Source organism: Glutamicibacter uratoxydans, assembly GCF_050753455.1.
Classification (GTDB): Bacteria; Actinomycetota; Actinomycetes; order Actinomycetales; family Micrococcaceae; genus Glutamicibacter; species Glutamicibacter uratoxydans_A.
Window position 1 is genome coordinate 3128703 of the sequence record NZ_CP192736.1, and the last position, 18453, is coordinate 3147155.

Here is an 18453-nt window from a genome sequence, read left to right on the forward strand (position 1 = left end):
TAGTCACCGGAAGAAGGTCTAGTCGCGTTACTTCATCATCAAACTTCCATAAGATCCACACCAACCAAGATCTCACCGTCGTAGGTCTCGCGAACTAAACGAGTCCATTCTTCGGCATTAACAAGATCATTGTCAGGCAAAATGTGATTCAGCACCAAGCATGGAACGTTCGCTTCGGCAGCTATCCGGCCTACATCCTGTGGCGAGGTGTGGTCATTTCGGTAATGAGCCAAGACCGTCTCATTAGCCTTCGGGAACGTCTTAAGCATTGCGTCGTAATGTAAGACTTCGTGTACCAACACGTCGCTGCCCTGGGCTAATTGGACGATCGAATCTTCGCCGCCGCGATCACCACTGAAAGTCACCGACAAGTCCGGCGTCTGGAAACGATAAGCAACCGCCGGAACCAGGCCATGCTGAACTCGTACCGCCGTCACCGAGACGAGATCGTCGCGCATGATTTCCATGGGAGTCGAAGTCAGCTGCTCCATGTCTAGCTCATTGGCCTGAGGAATCGGCGCAAATGGTGATCGCCCAGTTTCCCTCTCTCGGAGTTCGAAATCGAAGGAGTTGAGCCTGACATAGTCTTCGATGTATCCGGCTAACCGAGGTGGCCCATAGACGTTAATTGGTTCGCGACGACCGGCATACCACGCATACGCCATAAAGTTGCCCAGGTCTGAATTATGGTCGAAATGCTGATGCGTAATGAAGATATTGTCCACATCTTCAAAGTTCATTCCAGCCTGTAAAAATTGTCGTGGCGCTCCTGCCCCACAATCAATCAGGTAAGGCTTGTTATCAACATGCAGAACACTAGCTGGCCCGTTACGCGTTTCATTGCGATGAATCGTCGGACCTCCCCCTGTGCCTAGCAACATCAGCTTAGTGCGCTCAGCATCACGCACCTTACGGCTCTGAGCAACCTTGGTCAGCGATTCGGCCATTGTAAATCTCCTATGTTAACACTCTCTGGTTTCGCCGGCAGCTACCCCATAATCACTGTGTGATCAGAGCAGCTATCTTCGGGCGAGACCCGAGAATATTCCGTCCCTCAAAATAATAAACTCGTCACCCGAGTGACGCGTACAATAATGAGTGTAGGTCAAAATTCACGATCACGCCATGAAATTTAAAACTGTGATGTCTCGATACACCGGTGACACTTCTGTATCACGACATCGGTAACACTCGATGTATCGGGACATCGGTAACACTCGATGTATCGGGACATCGGTAACAATTACCCCTTCTCGGCCATGTTCTGGAACTTCGCCGTGGCATGTTTCAAGCTCAAGTACGTCACGCCGGCAGGGAACGGAAAATCGTATTTGGTGATCAGCTCGCCATCCATCGAGACCACCATCAGCTCCTCCTGATCCCAGGTGACCTGGACCATGGTGGAGCGCAGCAGCTTACCCAGATAAAGCTGCACACCGGCGATCTTCAAGCATCGGTTCTTGTTCGCCCGCATCAGCTGGCTACCGGCCGGTTCCATCACCTCGGCCCGCAGCGTGGCACTGAGCTTCACCGGTTCCGGCGCAGCCTGTGGGACCGTGGTTACGGCCTGGTCGGTGACCTGCGTCATGGTGGCAAGGGTTGCTTCAGTGATGGTGGGGCTGGGCGTGGTGCTCAGCTTCACCCATTCACCGTCTGTCAAAGGCTGCGCCACCTCGGTGGCATCCCACGGTTCTTGCGGCGTACACCGGCCCTCCAAGGCCTGATGCCCACGCTGCGTGTTGTAGGCCTGGTCAAAGACATCGACCTGGGCTTGCAACTCGGTAAGGTCCTTGGCGAAGGGCTGCTTCTTCAGCCACTTGAACAAGGTCGAATGAAACCGCTCATTCTTCCCCTGCGTGGTGGGCTTGTATGGTTTGCCGGTGATGGTGGCAACCCCGATGGCGTTGGCGTAGGCGACTAGTTCGCTGGTCATACCCCGCCGAATGGGATTGAGCGCCTCACCATTGTCGCTGAGCAACCGCTGCGGCACGCCGCGGGCGGCGATGCCGGCACGGAAGACCTTCACCGCGTCCACCCCGTTCTCCGTCGTGGCGACCAAGGACGCGACAGCCAGACGGGAGTGATCGTCAATGAGCTGGAAGATCACGCATTTACGCCCGCCCTCCAGCACATACTCGGTGGCATCTAGCTGCCAGCAGGCATTGGGCATCGGGTAGCGGAAGGACCGGAAGGAGGAGCGGGGACGTTTGTTCGGGGCCGGGACGATCAGGCCGCGTTCGCGAAAGATCCGCGCCAGTACGGCGACCGACGGGGCTTGCATGCCCAGGTGGACCATCTTGTCGTGCACGCTGATCGGGCCGTGGTCCCAGCCGGAGTCGGCTAGTGATTGTCGCATGGCTACGGCTTGGTCTTTGAGGGCTTCGCTGGTGGCGTTGGGTGAGGTATTCGGGCGCCGAGAGCGCGGCTCCAGGGCTGCGGCTTGCCCTTCGGTGCGGGCTCGTTTCAGAATCTGGTAGAACGTTTTGCGGCTGATGTCGTGTTCGGTGCAGAACGCGGTGACAGAGCCTCTGTGTGCGTCGTCTGGCCATCGGGCGATGGCAAGGCGTATCGTCGGGTCAACTGGGTCATTTTTCACGAATACCAGTCCACCAGCCCGCCCCATGGCTTGATGTCGTGGGGCGGGCTGTGTGGTTCGAGGGGTTAAATCACTGGTGAAGTGTTACCACTTTAATCGTGGGAGTGTCACCGATGTGGTGATACAGAACTGTCACCGATGTGAACCGTCCCGGATTTGATGCCGCTGTCTTTCGAGAGAAAGATAGTAACTATGCCCAAGAGGTACCCTGCCGAAGTTCGTGACCGTGCTGTAGCCATGGTGATGGATCGACTTTCCGAATATCCCTCCATATATGCTGCATGCAAGGCATTGGCCCCAAAGTTGGACGTTGGTAAAGAATCCTTACGGCGCTGGGTTCTTCAAGCCCAGGTTGATGCCGACCAAAAAGAAGGCTCGACCACCGATGAGCAAGACGAACTCAAGCGTCTGCGGGCCGAAAACAGGGACTTGAAGGAAGCCAACGAAATCTTGAAGGCTGCCTCGATTTTCTTCGCGAGGGAGCTCGACCCTCGCCGCCGCTAATCTGCCGGTTCATTGACGAACAAAGAGCTTTAGGTCATGCGGTCGAGTCGATCTGCGCCGTCCTGCGATCGCAGGGCGTGCAGGTTGCCGCCCGAACCTACAGAGCCTGGAAAACACGTTTGCCAGCCCTGCGCGCCTTTGAGGACGCGAAGATCATTGACACGTTACGCAGCCTCAAAGAGTTAGACAGTAAAGGAAGACCGAAACCAGAAATCCTTTACGGCCGGCGGAAAATGACTGCTTGGCTGCGGCGCAACGGTCACGCGGAGGTCTCCAAGCACACCGTGGATCGGCTCATGCGAGATGAAGGCATGAATGGCCTGATTCGTGGACGTAAGACCCGCACCACAATCCCCGGCAAAGACGGCCACAGAGCCGGTGACCTGCTAAATCGAGACTTCAGCGCAGAGGCACCCAACCGGATTTGGGTCACGGACTTCACGTACGTACCGGTGTATTCCGGGTTCGTTTACGTTGCGCTGGTGATTGACTTATATTCACGGGCGATTGTTGGGTGGGAAACCTCCACTGTGAAAGACACGGCCTTCGTGGAACAATGCTTAAAGATAGCTTTATGGCGTCGCAAACACACTAAAAGACCAGTTGACAAGGGGCTTCTGCATCACTCAGATGCAGGATCGCAGTATACTTCGATCCGTTACACCGACACGTTGGAGATTGAAGGCTCGGTTCCTTCCATCGGAAGCGTCGGTGATTCCCTGTTAACCGGCTAATCCACGTTTTATACCCTTGAATTCCCCCGGAAACTCTTGACTTTCCAAAGGATGAGGTCGATGCTCATGTGTCATGAACACCCAGCAAGAGTTGGTTTTGTTGTCTTCACACGGAGCATGGAACCTCCATGGGTCGGCAGCAGCGAGGTTCTCCCAGGCTAATGATTACCTCGGCTATCTGAGTGACCGCAACTACTCTCCAGCCACGACACGTGCCTACGGTTATGACCTGTTGGCGTTCTGCCGCTGGCTACACGAACAAAATCTGACTATCGAAGCAGTCGACACCAACACGCTGATCAACTACCTGAAGTTCTGCAAGCAATCGTCCGTACCAGGACGTCCAGGCCCGAATGTAATGACTTTAGACGGTCAAAGAGCCGATGGATATGCACCTGCAACGGTGAATCGCCGGATGGCAGCAGTGTCCGGGCTGTTCACATTCTTGGCGATGCGGGATCCGTGTCTACCCAATCCTATGCCGAAAGGTCAGGAGTCCCGTTGGGTATCCTCCGCCCAGCGTTCCGGGCTTCTGGGGCATCTGGCCACACCAGCTGCCAGATCGCCGCTACGTGTTCGCGAACCCCGCCGGCTACCGAGATCCTTGGAATCTGACGAAGTCATTGCCCTGTTTCAAGGTCTGCGGACGTACCGGGATCGTGCCATGGCAGGGCTAATGCTCTATTGCGGGCTACGTGCTGGCGAGGTACTTGCCTTGCGGATACACGACGTGGACATCGGTGGGCGGTGGCTACTAGTGCAGGGCAAAGGATCCAAGGAACGACGAGTTCCATTAGACGTGGACGTCGCCGGAGTCATCCAAACTTATCTGCTCGCTGAACGCCCGGAATCGGATGAACAACGGCTATTTCTCGTTGCCAAAGGAGCCAACCGCGGCCTGCCCTTGACAGCAGCTGGCCTGCGTACGATCTTCCGGTACCACCGCGAAATTTCAGGGGTTCCTGACGGCCACCCACATGCATTGCGTCATACCTTCGGCAGTGCCTTAGCAGCTTCAGGGGTGGACCTGTCCATCATGAGAGAGCTTCTGGGGCATGCCCACGTGAACACGACCGCCCGCTACATCCACCTTGTTCCCGCTCATGTGAAATCAGAATACGATGCCGCGATCAACCGCCAAAAACAATCACATTGAACCGCCTCTGGATCTAGTTGGCGCTTACCGCACCTACTTATCCTCCACTCACCGCGGGTCGGAACCGTATTTTTCAGCAGCAAGAACGTTCATGCTCCGATATCCAGACCCATCGAAGTGGAGCCAAGAGCCGCTGGAGCGACGGCTGGAGGCGAATAGCGGCGCTAGAGCCTTCATCCTTTATCTGATGGTCACCAAAAGGATCCGCGGCGACTTCCCGTATCTGCTTGAGCGTAAATTAGCCAACATCTTCGTTGAGGTCCAGGGAACTGATTACGAAGATGATCTCAGATTTTTCTCTGGCGAAGCCCGCAAGGTGGGGTTCAGCGAACGAGTCAGTGCGGCGATGACGACTAGCGTCATCGCTAAGATCCTGCTGCGGACTCAACAGCCACTTACACAGATCACGAGTGCTGATTTAGAGGAATTTGAAACTTGTTGCCGAGCCCGAGAAGCCCAGACTGGCATCTCAGCCCGTCCATTACTCGTGCTGAGTTCTTCAACCCGCCAGGTCTTGTTCCATGCACACCTGCTTGCCAATCCACCTCTGAGCAGGACCCAACGAGTGCCGCTCAAGGATAGGGTCGGCGCAGTGAACGGTCCCTTTGCACAGTTTCTTCTGCGGTATTTGGAACGTAAGGAAGTGACCTGCACTAGGAAAACGGTCAGTAGCCTGGCGACGCGTTTGGCGCATTTCGGGCAGTTCGTCACCGAAGCAGATCCATCATTAGCTTCACCGGCTGAGCTAACTCGTTGTTCTCATATTGAACCGTATCTGGTGTCTTTGCCTCGAAGCCCCAACACGAAGAGCTCCGGCACGCTTTCCGTAGCGGAACAATCACGACGGATCAGGGCCGCCGGTAACTTCTTACGTGAAATTACCGAGTGGGGATGGCCCGAAGCTCCTCCCCGGCAACTGTTCTTCCGTTCTGACGTTCCTAGGCTCCCTCGGCCGCTGCCACGTCATTTGCCCCCGGATGCCGACCGGCTCCTAGCCCAAGAGCTCCTGGCCTCGGACTATCGTCAGGCTGCCGACGCGCTGCTGCTTCAACGAGCGTGCGGGCTGCGCATTGGCGAGTTGCTGGATTTGGAACTGGACTGTGTTCATGAGATTCCCGAGGCAGGGACTTGGCTGAAGATACCGCTGGGAAAGATGAAGACCGAGCGTATGGTTCCGCTGGACACGGACACCCTTGCTTTGATTGATCGCATCATCGCAGAACGTTCGCCGGGCCAGCCGTTGGCTCATCCACGCACGGGGAAGCCCGCACAGTTCCTTTTCACCCATCACGGACGCCGGTTGGGAGAAAGCGCTGTTCGGCTCGAACTGAACCGAGCTGCGCAAGCCGCCGGCCTGGGAAAGATCACTCCTCACCAGCTTCGTCATACTTATGCAACTGCGTTGATCAATGCCGGGGTCACCCTCCAGTCCTTGATGGCTCTCTTGGGCCATGTCTCAGCGGAGATGAGTTTGCGCTATGCATCCTTATTCGATTCAACTGTCCGCACCGAATACGAGCGTGCTTTGGACTTGGCGAAGTCACGCATCGGATTACCTGACCTGAAAGAACACCGTTCGCTGCTTCCGTTGAGTGATGTTTCTGCTGGCTCTTGGCACGATACCGCGACAATTAAGTCACGGCTTGCTGGCGGGCATTGCCTGAGGTCCCCAGCCCAGCAGGCGTGCCAGTATGCGAATATATGCGAGCACTGTCCGAGCTTCCGCACTGAGGATTCGAACCTTCCAGTACTTGAAGCACAGCGTAGGGACGCTCTGATTTTGGCGCAGGACGCGAAACGCCGTGGCTGGGACAGCGAGGTGCAACGACATGAAGCATTGGTGACTCAATTGGATCTGCTCATCGAGAGGACACGCACCGCGTGAAGCGAAGCGAATACCAACGAGTCATTGAGAAGGCCCTGCTGACATTGCGACTGCAAGGACGTACGGTGACGTTTCGGGCGGTAGCTGAACTTGCTGGAATTTCTCGTTCCACGCTCTATCGCTCTGCTGGGCTTCGTGAACTGATCCAGGAGTACCGGGACGGAACCGCGCGGCTAGGTGGCCGTGCGATTTTGCTTGGATCTCCTGCTCGGGTTGACGTGTTCGGTTCGGGTTCTTGGAATCAGGGGAAGCCGTTCCTGCAGAGTGATGACCAGGCATGCAACAGGGAGTGCAGAGAAAAATAGAATTAGCCGGATAAGGCGTAGCCTAGCCATTTTTTAGCCGGTTAAGCGTACGATAACGCCGCTGCCGAAACTGTGATGGGTCTATTCAAGAATGAAGCCATGGCCAAGGGATCGCCATTCAGATCTGGTGCACTGAAGACCGAATCAGATGTCATTGAGATCGTCTTCGACTGGGTGTTTTGGTACAACAATGATCGCTTGCATTCCTCGCTGGATCACCAAACTCCCGAGGAATTTGAGCAAGCCTACTATGATGAAATAACAGGCTCGTTACCCGACGCTGCCGCACATAAGACGGCGGCATGATTTCCGGGACGGTTCAATGACTCATCGGAGGCAGCGGAATGCTCACACGTGCAGCGGCAGGAGTAAAACTGCTCGGCACTAGTTTGCAGGAAGAACCATGCTACGACACAGCCCACGGCGGATGGCGATTCTGTCAAACAGACACCATCCGGTGAGATCCGGCAACTGACTTCTAACGAACACCCTTATCAATGGTGGTGATCTGGTCAAAATATCGCACAGCTGGCTCTTCTAGGCCGCTGTAAATCTCATTGAATATTCTGATCGTCTCGTCGCGCATGGCAGTAACCGGGAACTGTGGGCCTTCTATCCCTGGGTCGAGCGATGGAAATTGGCGAAAGTTATGCAGTGCCTGCGTGCGTATTTGGAAAGCCTCGGCGTCGGTTCTAGCATCTGCTACCCGAAGTGCACCGAAAATTTCCACATACCTCTCATAACGCTCGTTCAGTGCATTGAGATCCCAGGCGCGCTCAACGAGCGATGCCAACTGTAAATTTTCAGACAGTCTTCCGATCACCAGACTGCAGTACTCACCTAGGCCAAGGTCAGTCAAAAATCCTAGAACATCTTCTTCACGATCCCCGAGTCCTACCCAGACGCCATCTTGCACCGGGCCAAAACCCCAGAATCTCAGGCGTCGTGCTAGTCGGCCTCGCTCCAGGCGCATCTCCTCTGGCAAGGTATGAAGAAGAACAGTGATTTCACTGACGCTAGCTTGCGGCGCATTCTGCAGAAACTGGTCAATTTCACCACCCACAAGTAGGCGTTCCATTTGCTCCGAAAGCTCATAACCAACAACGCGTCCACGCTTCTGCGGAACGATCAGGCCTCTTCTGGCCATCCGACTCAGAGCCACCCGGGCCGCACCTGCGGAAAAACCGAACTCCCCAAGGACCTTCACGAGACCACCAGACCAAATAGTGTCTTTTCGGTGACGAACATAGTCCCCTAGGACCGTCAAAAGAAGGTCACGCGGCTGGGGTGGTTCTAGCCAGCCATCAAACGAGATCGCGCTATCTTCGTCTTCGCTGGCCACATCGCGCTCAACAATCTGGTTGGTCATAATAATTAGTTTACTCCTCAGTAGGGATACATGTCGAGTAATTATCCGTGAGGAAACCTAACGCGCGAGCCCCTGAGATTGAGGGCCGCCAAGACGCACGATACTCACTGGCAACAGAATGCCTCGATAGCTAGGAGCATACCCCTACAAGCGGGTTCAGGGAACCATCGCAAGTCATCAGCGGCAGGCACCAGAATGCCCGCCCGAGGGCCCGCTCAAGGCCTGCGTCCGGGAAATAAATATTTGGGGGTTGACAATCAGCCGAACCTGACAGCATCATTGTTTACATAGCAACACGGTGACATGTTTACTATTTATTTTTAGCATCCACACCGCACGGCAGCCTCAGCGCAGCCACTGGTATCGAGGTAGGAGCGTCAATGACATGGACAGCGCCAAATACGGCGGATAACAGTAATCATCCAAGGTTTATCGCGGCAGCGGTCCAAGCGGCTCCGGTATTTCTTGATCCCGATGCCAGCGTCGCCAAGGCGTGCCGACTGATTGCCGAAGCAGCGGAGAATGGCGCCAGCTTGGTGGCCTTTCCCGAGGTCTTCATCCCTGGTTACCCGTATTGGAACTGGACCATGACTCCCGTACAAGGCGGCAAATGGTACGAACTGTTGCACCGGGCATCCATTGAAATCCCTAGCCCGCAGGTGGATTCGTTGTGCGAGGCGGCTCGACGAGCAAAGTGCCATGTAGTCATCGGGATTAACGAGCGCAGCGGGCCAGGTATCGGTTCCCTATATAACACGGTTCTGGTGATCGATGATCAAGGCGAACTGATCGGGGTCCATCGAAAGCTGGTACCTACCTGGGCGGAAAAACTGACCTGGACGCAGGGTGACGGCAGCTCCCTAGAGGTTTACGACACCACTGTGGGACCGCTGGGAGTCTTGGCCTGTGGTGAGAACACGAATCCGCTGGCGCGCTTCAGCCTCTTGGCCCAGGGAGAACTTGTCCACGTCGCCAACTACATTGCACTTCCCGTGGCACCGGCGGACTACGACATGGTCGAAGCCATCAAACTGCGCTCTGCGGCACACGCCTTTGAAGGCAAGGTCTTCAACATTGTGTCTTGCTCGACGATTTCGGAAGAGATTATCGAGGCGGTAGCCGGCGACGACGATGAAGCACGTGAGCTCCTCTCCCGAAAGAATAGTGCTTTTTCCGGAATCTTTGGGCCAGATGGCCGACTACTGACCAAGCCACTGATCGACGCCGAAGGGATCGTCTATGCCGAAATCGATTTGAGCAAATGCATCCAACCGAAGCAAATGCACGACATTGTCGGCCACTACAACCGTTTCGACATTTTCGATCTACGGGTCAATAAGCGGTCGAATAAGCCAGTCACCATCCTCAATGAGCTTGATGTGCAGGATGAAGCACTAGTCAGCCACGATGCGAAGCTCGATTTCGACGCTTCTCGTGTCTGAGACAGAACACCAATTTTAAACGCCGAAGGCAACAATATTCACAAAGGAGTAGCAAGATGAGCACAACTGCTGACGATCAGATCGGTCGGGCCCGCGTAACAGACACCCCTGAATTGGAAAAATTCTATTCAGAGCTGGAAGACATGGATGCTGGCGCACTGTGGACCGTAGCCAACGAAATCGAACCTTGGTACCCACAACCGAAGTCAGTTCCCATGCACTGGTCCTACGAGGCACTTCGTCCAAAGCTTCTTGAAGCAGCCAAACTTGTCACCGGAGATGACGCCGGACGCCGCGTCATCCTGCTGGCGAACAAGGGTCGTCGTGATGTCAGTGCCGCTGCTGGTCTGCTCTACACCGGTCTGCAGATCATGAACCCTGGCGAATCCATGTCGGCACACCGACATGCGGCCTCCGCCCTTCGTTTCGTCCTTGAAGGTGAGGGTGCCTGGACCATTGTTGAAGGCGACCGCCTCAAGGTTGGTCCACGCGACTTCGCTATTACCCCACGTGGCACCTGGCACGAGCATGGCAATGACTCCGAAACCAGCCACGTCATCTGGCAGGATGGGCTGGATATTCCGCTCATCAATGCCCTGGACGCAAACTTCTACGCGGTTCACCCAGAACTGCACCAGGTTCCTGGCCGTGTGCTGAATACGACCTTGCTGCGTCATGGCGCAGGGATCCTGAAGCCTGTTGGTTACGACTGGAATAAGAAGTACTCTCCGCTGCTGGCCTTCCCATGGGAGAAGACCTACGAGGCACTGCTGAACCTGGCCAAGGTTTCAGATGGCAGCCCATACGACGGCATCATCATGGAGTACGTCAACCCGGTGACCGGAGGCTCCGTGATGCCAACTATGGGTGCACACATGCAGCTGCTCCAGGCCGGACAGGGAACCCTCAGCCACCGTCACACCGGCAACGTTGTCTACAACGTGGCCAAGGGCAAGGGGCACTCCATCATCAATGGCCAGCGCTTTGATTGGAAGGAAAAGGACGTCTTCGTCGTACCATCATGGGCCTGGCATGAGCACCATAATGATGACGCCAACGACGACGCTTGCCTGTTCTCCTTCAACGACTTCCCAGCCATGAAATCCTTGGATCTGTGGGTGGAAGAAGCGTACGACGCCAATGGCGGAACGCAGTACCTAGATTTCTAACAACACTCCCGGCTGTTCCGCCCAAAAGGATCTACTTTTGGGCGGAACAGCCTTCTCCAGATCGGATTATCACCTAAATGAAACTTATGACTTTTGCGCCCGCGAACGCTACGGAACGTGCGGGTTTGCTCCACAACGAAAATCTCATCGTAGACCTACATGCCTTTGGAACGGCCACTGGTGTGGAACTTGCGGATAACGTGCAGGCTTATGTTTCTTCTCCCGAGATGATGGCGACCTTGCGCCAGGCCGTTGAATCTGCGAAGGGTGACTACCCCGAAGCTGCCGTGCACAGCCTAGATCAGGTGGCTCTACGCGCTCCGCTTCGGCCGACAAAGATCGTTGGTGTGGGCCTTAATTACGTGGAACACGTGGCTGAATCAAGTCGTACCCTTGACACCGACAAGGATCTGCCAAGCCGTCCAGTGCTTTTCAGCAAGCCGGCAACTGCCGTCGTGGGGCATGGGGAACCGATTCGCCATGACGGAACCATGACCCAAGAGCTGGACTGGGAATGTGAACTCGCCGTCGTCATTGGAAAGACTGCCTCTCAGGTCAGTGCCGAAGACGCACTGGATTATGTCTTTGGATATTCCATCATTAACGACATCAGCGCACGTGATCAGCGCCGTTCCGGTCAGTGGTTCTTCTCCAAGGGTCAGGACTCCTACGCGCCTTTCGGTCCTTGGATTGTGACTGCGGATGAAATTGGTGACCCGCAGAACCTGAACTTCTCATTGCATGTCAATGGGGAGGAAAAGCAGAATTCAAATACTCAGCATATGCTCTTCAAAATCGCGGATCTCATCGAAGATATTAGCTCCGGTGTCACGCTCGAACCCGGCGACGTGATTGCCACCGGTTCGGCCCAGGGTGTAGGAGCTGCGCAGGTTCCTCCGCAGTACCTCCAGCCGGGCGACACTGTTGAGCTAACGATTGAAAAGATTGGTCAACTCATTAATCCCGTCGTAGCTGTTTAGTTAGAAAATAAATTTCTCAAGGACTATCAATGACTAAGAAATACCGGATCGGGCAGATCGTCCCGAGTTCGAATATCACCATGGAGACCGAAATTCCTGCCATGCTTAACGCAAGGCAGCAGGTCGAACCGGAGAAGTTCACTTTTCACTCAAGCCGCATGCGGATGACCGAAGTGACCAAAGAACAGCTCGAAGCGATGGACAACGATGCCAAACGATGCGTCGTCGAGCTGGCAGACGCCGAAGTCGACGTCATGGGCTATGCCTGTCTCGTGGCGATTATGAGCCGTGGGCTGGGATATCACGAACAATCACAGGATCAACTGGAATCCCGTGTCGAAGGCATCGGAAAATCGATTCCCGTGGTGACCAGTGCCGGTGCGTTGCTGGAGGGTTTGCGGGTACTCGGAGCGAAGAAGACCGCCATTATCGCGCCCTATATGGAACCGCTGACGAAAAAGGTCGTTGAGTACATTGAACACGAGGGCATCGAAGTAACCGACTACGTTGCTCTGGAAATTCCGGATAATTTGGAGGTCGGGAGCCGCGACCCGCTCGCTTTGGTGGAAATCATTAATCGGCTGGATCACAGCGACGCCGATGTTGTCGTGCTCTCCGCATGTGTTCAGATGCCCTCGCTCGAAGCCGTACAAATCGTGCAAGATGCCATTGGTAAGCCGGTCATCACCGCGGCAATTGCTACGACCTACACAATGCTCAAAACCTTGGGTCTAAAAACCTTTGTCCCAGACGCTGGCGAACTCCTTTCAGGAAAATACTGAACCGAGAAAAGACCTCGGCCCACAGTTTCGACGGTTACCGTCATCGGGGCCATAACGGATGATGAATAGCGCTTCCCATGCCTGGCGTGGGAAGCACTATTCGTATATAGCTCGCATTCCACATCACGCAATGGTGGGTTCTCAACGAAACTCAGACCGTATCGCCTCTAATCTAAATAACATCAGCAGGTCACAATTCCACCTGCCAACGGATCCGTCTCCGCGATTCGGTGAACTGTGTGCAAGAATCCATGCGGAGGCATAGGATGCGATCAGGCATCTGCATGAATGATTGAACATGGGGTGCGGGTCATTGGATCAGAGCGCAGAACAGCGAACAAATACCGCGTGGATTCTCATTGTGACCACGGCTGTCATCGCCGCACTGCATATTTGGAAGCTTCCTTCCAGCCTGCCCGTCATTCAGGAGCAGCTTGGTTTTTCGCTGCTCACCGCTGGCGTATTGCTGGGTGTGGTGCAGGTCGCCGGCATGCTTGGAGGACTGTTATTTTCGCTGCTGGCCGAGCTCATATCGGCCCGTTGGACCTTTATTACCGGGCTCTGTTTGCTCATCCTCGGCTCCAGCATAGGTTCCCTGTCGCAAGATGCGACGCTGCTGATTGGCACCCGCATCATTGAGGGTGCCGGTGTGATCATGGCGGCGGTCATGGGGCCGGGACTGATCCGCATGCATGCCCCCATCCCCCGATTAAACCAAGCCGTGGGCTGGTGGGCAGGCTACATGGGATTGGCGACCTTCATCGGTGTCTTCACCACCGCGTGGTACCTGCAATATTTTTCGTGGCAGTCCTGGTGGCTAATACTCGCCGTGCTCACCGTCTTGCCCATCCCGCTGCTCATTCGGGTGATTCCTCCGGAATCAACCAGTGGCCTTGCTGGTGTCAGGGTCGCCGTCAGCCGGATAAAAATTACGGCTTCTTCCGGACGTGTGTGGCTCAGTGGCCTGATTTTTGGTTGCTATACCGCCCAATGGATGGCGGTCATTGGATTCCTGCCCAGCATCTACCAGACCTTTGGCTTCAGCCCGCTGACCGGTGGTTTCCTCTCCGGATTGGTGGGTGGGCTGAACGCGGTCGGTGCGATTATCACCGGGATGATGTTGCAGCGCGGCGCTTCGGCCCAAACGATGCTGATCGCGGCCTTTGGCATTATGGCACTGACTTCCGTGGGAACCTTCGCATTCAATTACCCCGATTCACTGATGTTCTTGCAGGTCGTGTGGGTGGGGATTTTCTCCTTGTGTGGTGCCATGGTTCCAGCCACCATGACCCGCCTCGCCATCGACTTGGCACCGCCCGGTGGCTCGGTTCCCGCAGCAGTGGGGTTAATGCAACAGATATTTAACGTTGGTAACTTCACCGGCCCGATGATCGCGGCATGGCTGGTCACGGTGAACCATACGTGGAACACCACCTGGTGGATGACGGTGACCTTCGCCGTGCTGGGAATTGGATTAATCCTGGTTTTGGCTCGTGGTGATTCCCCATTGAGGAAGATCCACCACCGCGGTTCCTAGCGCAGAGGCCAGAGTGCACCCGGTTCGACATCGATACTTTGTCCCGTGCAACGTATTAGATCGCATGCACACGGTGCTGAAACTGATACGAACGGCAACTCTGATGAAACCAGCACCGTCGTGAACCTTCAAGCTGCCCATGCGGGAGGTTCGATATGCGGTATTTACGGTGACTGAATTCAAGTTATAGCGTCGTAGGAACACGAAATTATCGCGGCCTGGACCTAACCCCAATACCGTTTACTTAGTCTTGTCATGTGTTAATCTTTTCGCATGGCACGCAGTGGATGGGTAAAACCCGAAGGAACCGAACGACTGACCGACCACGTCAGTCTGGGAGTGCTGGCACGGGTTTTCCCGCCCAGCGTCATTGACGAGGTGATCGCTCGCAGCAACGCCGGGGAGCAGCGTTCCCGGCTGCTTCCGGCGCGGGTGATGGTCTATTACGTGATGGCGATGGCCCTGTTCGCCTCGGCCTCCTACGAGGAAGTGATGCGCTCGCTGCTGGCCGGCCTGCACTGGCTCTCGGGACGCTTTGGGACGTGGACCATGCCCACCAAGGCGGCGATCTTCAAAGCCCGCTCCCGGCTGGGCTCGCAGGTGATGATCGAGCTGTTCGACCAGGTCGCTCAACCGCTGGCGGCCGCCGGCGGCCCGGGGTTCCTGGGCCGGTGGCGGCTGGTCAGCGTGGATGGCACCACCCTGGATTTGGCCGACACCCCGGTAATCGAGGCCGCGTACGGCCGGCCCGGCACCAACACCGGGCTGAAAAGCGCCTTCCCCCAGGCCCGGGTGCTGGGGCTGGTTGAATGCGCCACCCATGCGGTCATCGGGGCCGTCACCGCGCCCTACACCACCAGTAAAACCGACATGCTCCCGGGCCTGTCCCACCGGATAGATGACTCGATGCTGCTGATCGCCGACCGCGGCTTCTACAGCTACCGGGCATGGACCCAGGCCACGGCCACCGGGGCGCAGCTGCTGTGGCGCATCAAGGCCAACCAGGTCCTGCCGATCCTCCAGGAGCTGCCGGACGGCTCCTACCTGGCCGCCCTGCATGCCAGCACGAAAAACCGGCGCAACAACATCGAGCCGATCACCGTGCGGGTCATCGAGTACCAGGTCCACACCGGGCAGAAGACCACGAATTTCCGGCTGATGACCACGATCCTGGACCCCCACGCCGCCGGCGCCCAGCAGCTGGCCGAGGCCTACGCCCAGCGGTGGGAAATCGAGCTGTGCTTCGACGAGCTGAAAACCCACCACCGCGGCGCCGGTCTGGTGCTGCGCTCAAAGACTCCCGACGGGGTCCTGCAGGAGATCTACGGGTTCTTGTGCGCCCACTACGCGCTGCGGGCCCTGATCGGGCAGGTGGCCCGCGAATTCGACGAAGATCCCTTGCGTTTTTCCTTCACTCGCACCCTGCGGGCCGCGCGGCGTTCCATTGCCGGCGTCCCGGATTTTTCCCCCTAACCACGTTGCCGCCGCCTTCATCGGGTTCTGCCAGGAACTGATGCACGAACTGCTGCCGCTGCGCCGCGAGCGTACCAACCCTCGGGTGGTGAAACGGAAAATGTCGAACTGGCCGTTGAAACGCGTCCCGAAAGATCTTAAGTAAACGGTATTGGGCTTAGCCCAGTTGTTTCATCGGTTGCCTGAAGGCCGCTGACCCCCCGAAATTCTCGTAGGTCAGCGGCCATCCTTGTTTTCGGGCAGGACGGCGTGGGCTGGGGTGCGCCAGCCGTAGGGCGTCGAGGTCCACCTCCTCGAAACTTCTGATGCTCTTTCATCTCGCCACGGTTATTGAACAGGACCCTGGATTCAGGCGGTAAGGTGCCCCTGCCGCCACCGCTGATGCAGCTTCTGGCAGACATCACCGATGAGTGTGAACAGCCCAGCTTCCGGAGCATGTTTAGGGATGAGCAGCTTCGCCTGCCTGCCGCTGCGCACCAGCTTCCCCGCAATACTAAACAACCGGTACCGCCACCGCTTCAGGTCCCAAACCGATGCCTGATGCCCCACCGGCAGCACCGACAGTTGCACCCACGCCGGCAGATTCACCGCCAGCGCCGCGAGTAACGCCCAGGCCTGATTCGCGGCAAACGACCAATAGGGCAGCTTGCCCAACCCGGCATGTTTCAGGGACTTGATACGGTTCTCGCATCGTCCACGAGCCCGATGCCGGCGATCAAGTTCAGCAATGTTGTAGTACGGGCTGTTCGTGAGAAACGCGGTGACCCTGTTCCCGTCCGTATCGAATAAAGAAGCTTTCGCTCCCGAATGCAGGGGCTCAGCCCGCACATAGATCCGGGTATTCGGCGGATAAGCCTTCAGCTTCATCACCTCGGTGGCGTCCACAACCCACACATCACGCAACTGCTGACCATGCTGATCAATCGCCGGCTCCCAGTATTTCTTCTGACTGATCCACCCGATCTCGCGTTCCTTAATCACGGGCAGGGAATACGAGGTACTGAACTGGAGGCCCAACAAATCCAGGAGGTTCAAAAATTCCCGGGAAGCACCAGCTGAATCGGTGCGCACCAGCAGCTTCTCACCAATCAGCACGCCGTGATCGTCGTAAAAGTCATCGGGCAGCACTGCCAGTGCCTGCGACAAAACTTCGATGTGGTCCTTGGCGCTGTTCGCGCCCTTGTTCCCTGAGCGCAGCAGCACGGCCAAGATTTCTCCGGTGCCATACCCCTGCCCATAGTCGAGACAAGCGATCATAGGAGCGAAACCGTACCCGCCCTTATAGGTGCCCGCCGCACCCTGTTTGTCCGAATGCGCCTGAACGAGTGTGGCGTCAATGTCAATGATTAACGGGTTGATCCTGGTGGCGCGCTTCGCCGGGTTCCGGTCACCGGCCGCCGCCCAGAGCCTGGAGCGCAGGGTCTTACTCATGGTCTGGTACCCGTAGGTGAACGCCTCGGGCATATGTTTAACCCGCCCCATGAACCGGCTGACCGTGGCCTCGGAGCTAACGGGGCCGAACACCCCGGCACTGGTGCGCAGGATATCCAGATCGCAGGCCTGCTCGCCCCCAGCGGCGAGGGTGAGCACCAGGTCCGCGATGATTTTCCCTGGACGATGAATCGCAGCTTTGGGGACGAACTGGGAGAACCGGTCCTCGCACAGGGCCCTGAAATCCACAGCGTTTAGCAGGTCACCCATAGCGCTCAGTCCAGCGTGGGAAATCAGGTGCTGGTCGGTGAGTTCAACGCGCGGCGTGGGGTAAGTCAGGGTAGAATTGATCATCGAAAAGGTGATCCTTCGAACGGGTATTTTAGAGCTTCAACAACTCCTATTTTCCCTGTTCAGGTCACCTTTTCTTTGTTAATGACGGAGCCCCGTCATGAAACCACTGGGCTAGTCACCCACCTGCTGCCAAGTATTGGTAAATTCCTGGCCGGATTCACCATTACCAGTGTGCTGGGCATTGTCTTGGGGTTGTGCATCGGTTTATCCCCGGTACTACGGGCAGCCAGTGAGCCGATCGTGCAGTTCCTGCGTTCACTCCCGCCCCCGGTGTTGCTCCCCATCGGCATGGTCGTCTTTGGGATCGGCGCCGGGATGAATATTTCCATCATCGCTTTCGGAGCGATCTGGCCAACCCTGCTCAATACCATCGACGGGGTCAGGTCGTTGGACTCGCAGCTGGAAGACGTGACGCGTTCCTACCGTCTGAAAATGTCGCAGCATATCCGCTACGTCGTACTTCCCAATGCCGGTCCGCAAATCTTTGCGGGACTGCGCACCACCTTGCAGATCTCGATCATCCTCATCGTGGTCTCGGAGATGGTCGCTTCCACTAACGGCATCGGTTATTACCTGCTTAATTCACAGCAGACCTTCGAGGTAGCTGAAACTTGGGCTGGCACCCTCCTGCTGGGATTGTTCGGCTATCTAGCCAACCTGCTATTCCTCCGTCTGGAACACCGGGTACTGCGTTGGCAGTCCCAAATGCTCGCTACTTCAGGAAAGGGCTCCTAGC

General features: G+C 56.4%; 15 protein-coding genes and 1 pseudogene. 12 read left to right on the top strand and 4 right to left on the bottom strand.

From position 1 onward, the window contains the following. Positions 1-38 precede the first annotated feature (38 nt). Together ACQQZ8_RS14360 and ACQQZ8_RS14365 are read right to left on the bottom strand one after the other, a co-directional pair. Positions 39-947 carry an MBL fold metallo-hydrolase gene (locus tag ACQQZ8_RS14360; RefSeq protein WP_431710483.1) on the bottom strand — a complete coding sequence of 303 codons (909 nt, stop codon included), beginning with the start codon at positions 945-947 and terminating at the stop codon, positions 39-41. Between the two features lie 296 nt (positions 948-1243). Continuing rightward, positions 1244-2596: a DDE-type integrase/transposase/recombinase gene (locus ACQQZ8_RS14365; RefSeq protein WP_431710484.1), complete on the bottom strand. Its 1353-nt coding sequence runs from the start codon at positions 2594-2596 to the stop codon at positions 1244-1246. Positions 2597-2788: 192 nt separating this feature from the next. Between ACQQZ8_RS14365 and ACQQZ8_RS14370 the strand changes: the two genes are divergently transcribed. The 5 genes and pseudogenes from ACQQZ8_RS14370 to ACQQZ8_RS14390 all read left to right on the top strand — a co-directional run. Beyond that, positions 2789-3100 (top strand): transposase, encoded by a 312-nt coding sequence (locus ACQQZ8_RS14370; protein ID WP_431710485.1) that lies wholly within the window; start codon positions 2789-2791, stop codon positions 3098-3100. Between the two features lie 11 nt (positions 3101-3111). Beyond that, on the top strand, positions 3112-3834 hold the full coding sequence (locus ACQQZ8_RS14375; protein WP_431712204.1) for an IS3 family transposase: 723 nt from the start codon (positions 3112-3114) through the stop codon (positions 3832-3834). A gap of 73 nt (positions 3835-3907) precedes the next feature. Next, the gene (locus ACQQZ8_RS14380) at positions 3908-4990 is read left to right on the top strand and encodes a tyrosine-type recombinase/integrase (RefSeq protein ID WP_431710486.1); all 1083 of its coding nucleotides are present in this window, start codon (positions 3908-3910) and stop codon (positions 4988-4990) included. Positions 4991-5081: 91 nt separating this feature from the next. Next, the gene (locus ACQQZ8_RS14385) at positions 5082-6875 is read left to right on the top strand and encodes a tyrosine-type recombinase/integrase (protein ID WP_431710487.1); all 1794 of its coding nucleotides are present in this window, start codon (positions 5082-5084) and stop codon (positions 6873-6875) included. Between the two features lie 365 nt (positions 6876-7240). Further along, positions 7241-7486: pseudogene (locus ACQQZ8_RS14390) on the top strand (IS3 family transposase); the annotation flags it as partial. Positions 7487-7658: 172 nt separating this feature from the next. On the opposite strand, the gene ACQQZ8_RS14395 reads toward ACQQZ8_RS14390, so the two are convergent. Further along, positions 7659-8549, bottom strand: coding sequence for a PaaX family transcriptional regulator (locus ACQQZ8_RS14395; RefSeq protein WP_431710488.1), 891 nt, complete (start codon positions 8547-8549; stop codon positions 7659-7661). A gap of 380 nt (positions 8550-8929) precedes the next feature. On the opposite strand from ACQQZ8_RS14395, the gene ACQQZ8_RS14400 reads away from it, so the two are divergent. From ACQQZ8_RS14400 to ACQQZ8_RS14425, 6 genes are all read left to right on the top strand, one after another. Beyond that, positions 8930-9991 carry a carbon-nitrogen hydrolase family protein gene (locus ACQQZ8_RS14400; RefSeq protein ID WP_431710489.1) on the top strand — a complete coding sequence of 354 codons (1062 nt, stop codon included), beginning with the start codon at positions 8930-8932 and terminating at the stop codon, positions 9989-9991. Between the two features lie 56 nt (positions 9992-10047). Next, on the top strand, positions 10048-11160 hold the full coding sequence (locus tag ACQQZ8_RS14405) for a cupin domain-containing protein (RefSeq protein WP_431710490.1): 1113 nt from the start codon (positions 10048-10050) through the stop codon (positions 11158-11160). A 77-nt stretch (positions 11161-11237) separates the two neighbouring features. Next, on the top strand, positions 11238-12140 hold the full coding sequence (locus tag ACQQZ8_RS14410; protein WP_431710491.1) for a fumarylacetoacetate hydrolase family protein: 903 nt from the start codon (positions 11238-11240) through the stop codon (positions 12138-12140). Between the two features lie 29 nt (positions 12141-12169). Further along, complete coding sequence (locus ACQQZ8_RS14415) at positions 12170-12922, top strand: maleate cis-trans isomerase family protein (RefSeq protein WP_431710492.1); 753 nt, start codon at positions 12170-12172, stop codon at positions 12920-12922. A 313-nt stretch (positions 12923-13235) separates the two neighbouring features. Further along, positions 13236-14459 (top strand): CynX/NimT family MFS transporter, encoded by a 1224-nt coding sequence (locus ACQQZ8_RS14420; protein WP_431710493.1) that lies wholly within the window; start codon positions 13236-13238, stop codon positions 14457-14459. Positions 14460-14732: 273 nt separating this feature from the next. Further along, on the top strand, positions 14733-15932 hold the full coding sequence (locus tag ACQQZ8_RS14425) for an IS4 family transposase (protein WP_431710494.1): 1200 nt from the start codon (positions 14733-14735) through the stop codon (positions 15930-15932). A 348-nt stretch (positions 15933-16280) separates the two neighbouring features. Here ACQQZ8_RS14425 and ACQQZ8_RS14430 read toward each other — a convergent pair whose 3' ends face one another. Beyond that, complete coding sequence (locus tag ACQQZ8_RS14430) at positions 16281-17717, bottom strand: IS1380 family transposase (RefSeq protein WP_431710495.1); 1437 nt, start codon at positions 17715-17717, stop codon at positions 16281-16283. Positions 17718-17798: 81 nt separating this feature from the next. Between ACQQZ8_RS14430 and ACQQZ8_RS14435 the strand changes: the two genes are divergently transcribed. Beyond that, positions 17799-18452, top strand: coding sequence for an ABC transporter permease (locus tag ACQQZ8_RS14435; RefSeq protein ID WP_431710496.1), 654 nt, complete (start codon positions 17799-17801; stop codon positions 18450-18452). Position 18453 lies beyond the last annotated feature (1 nt).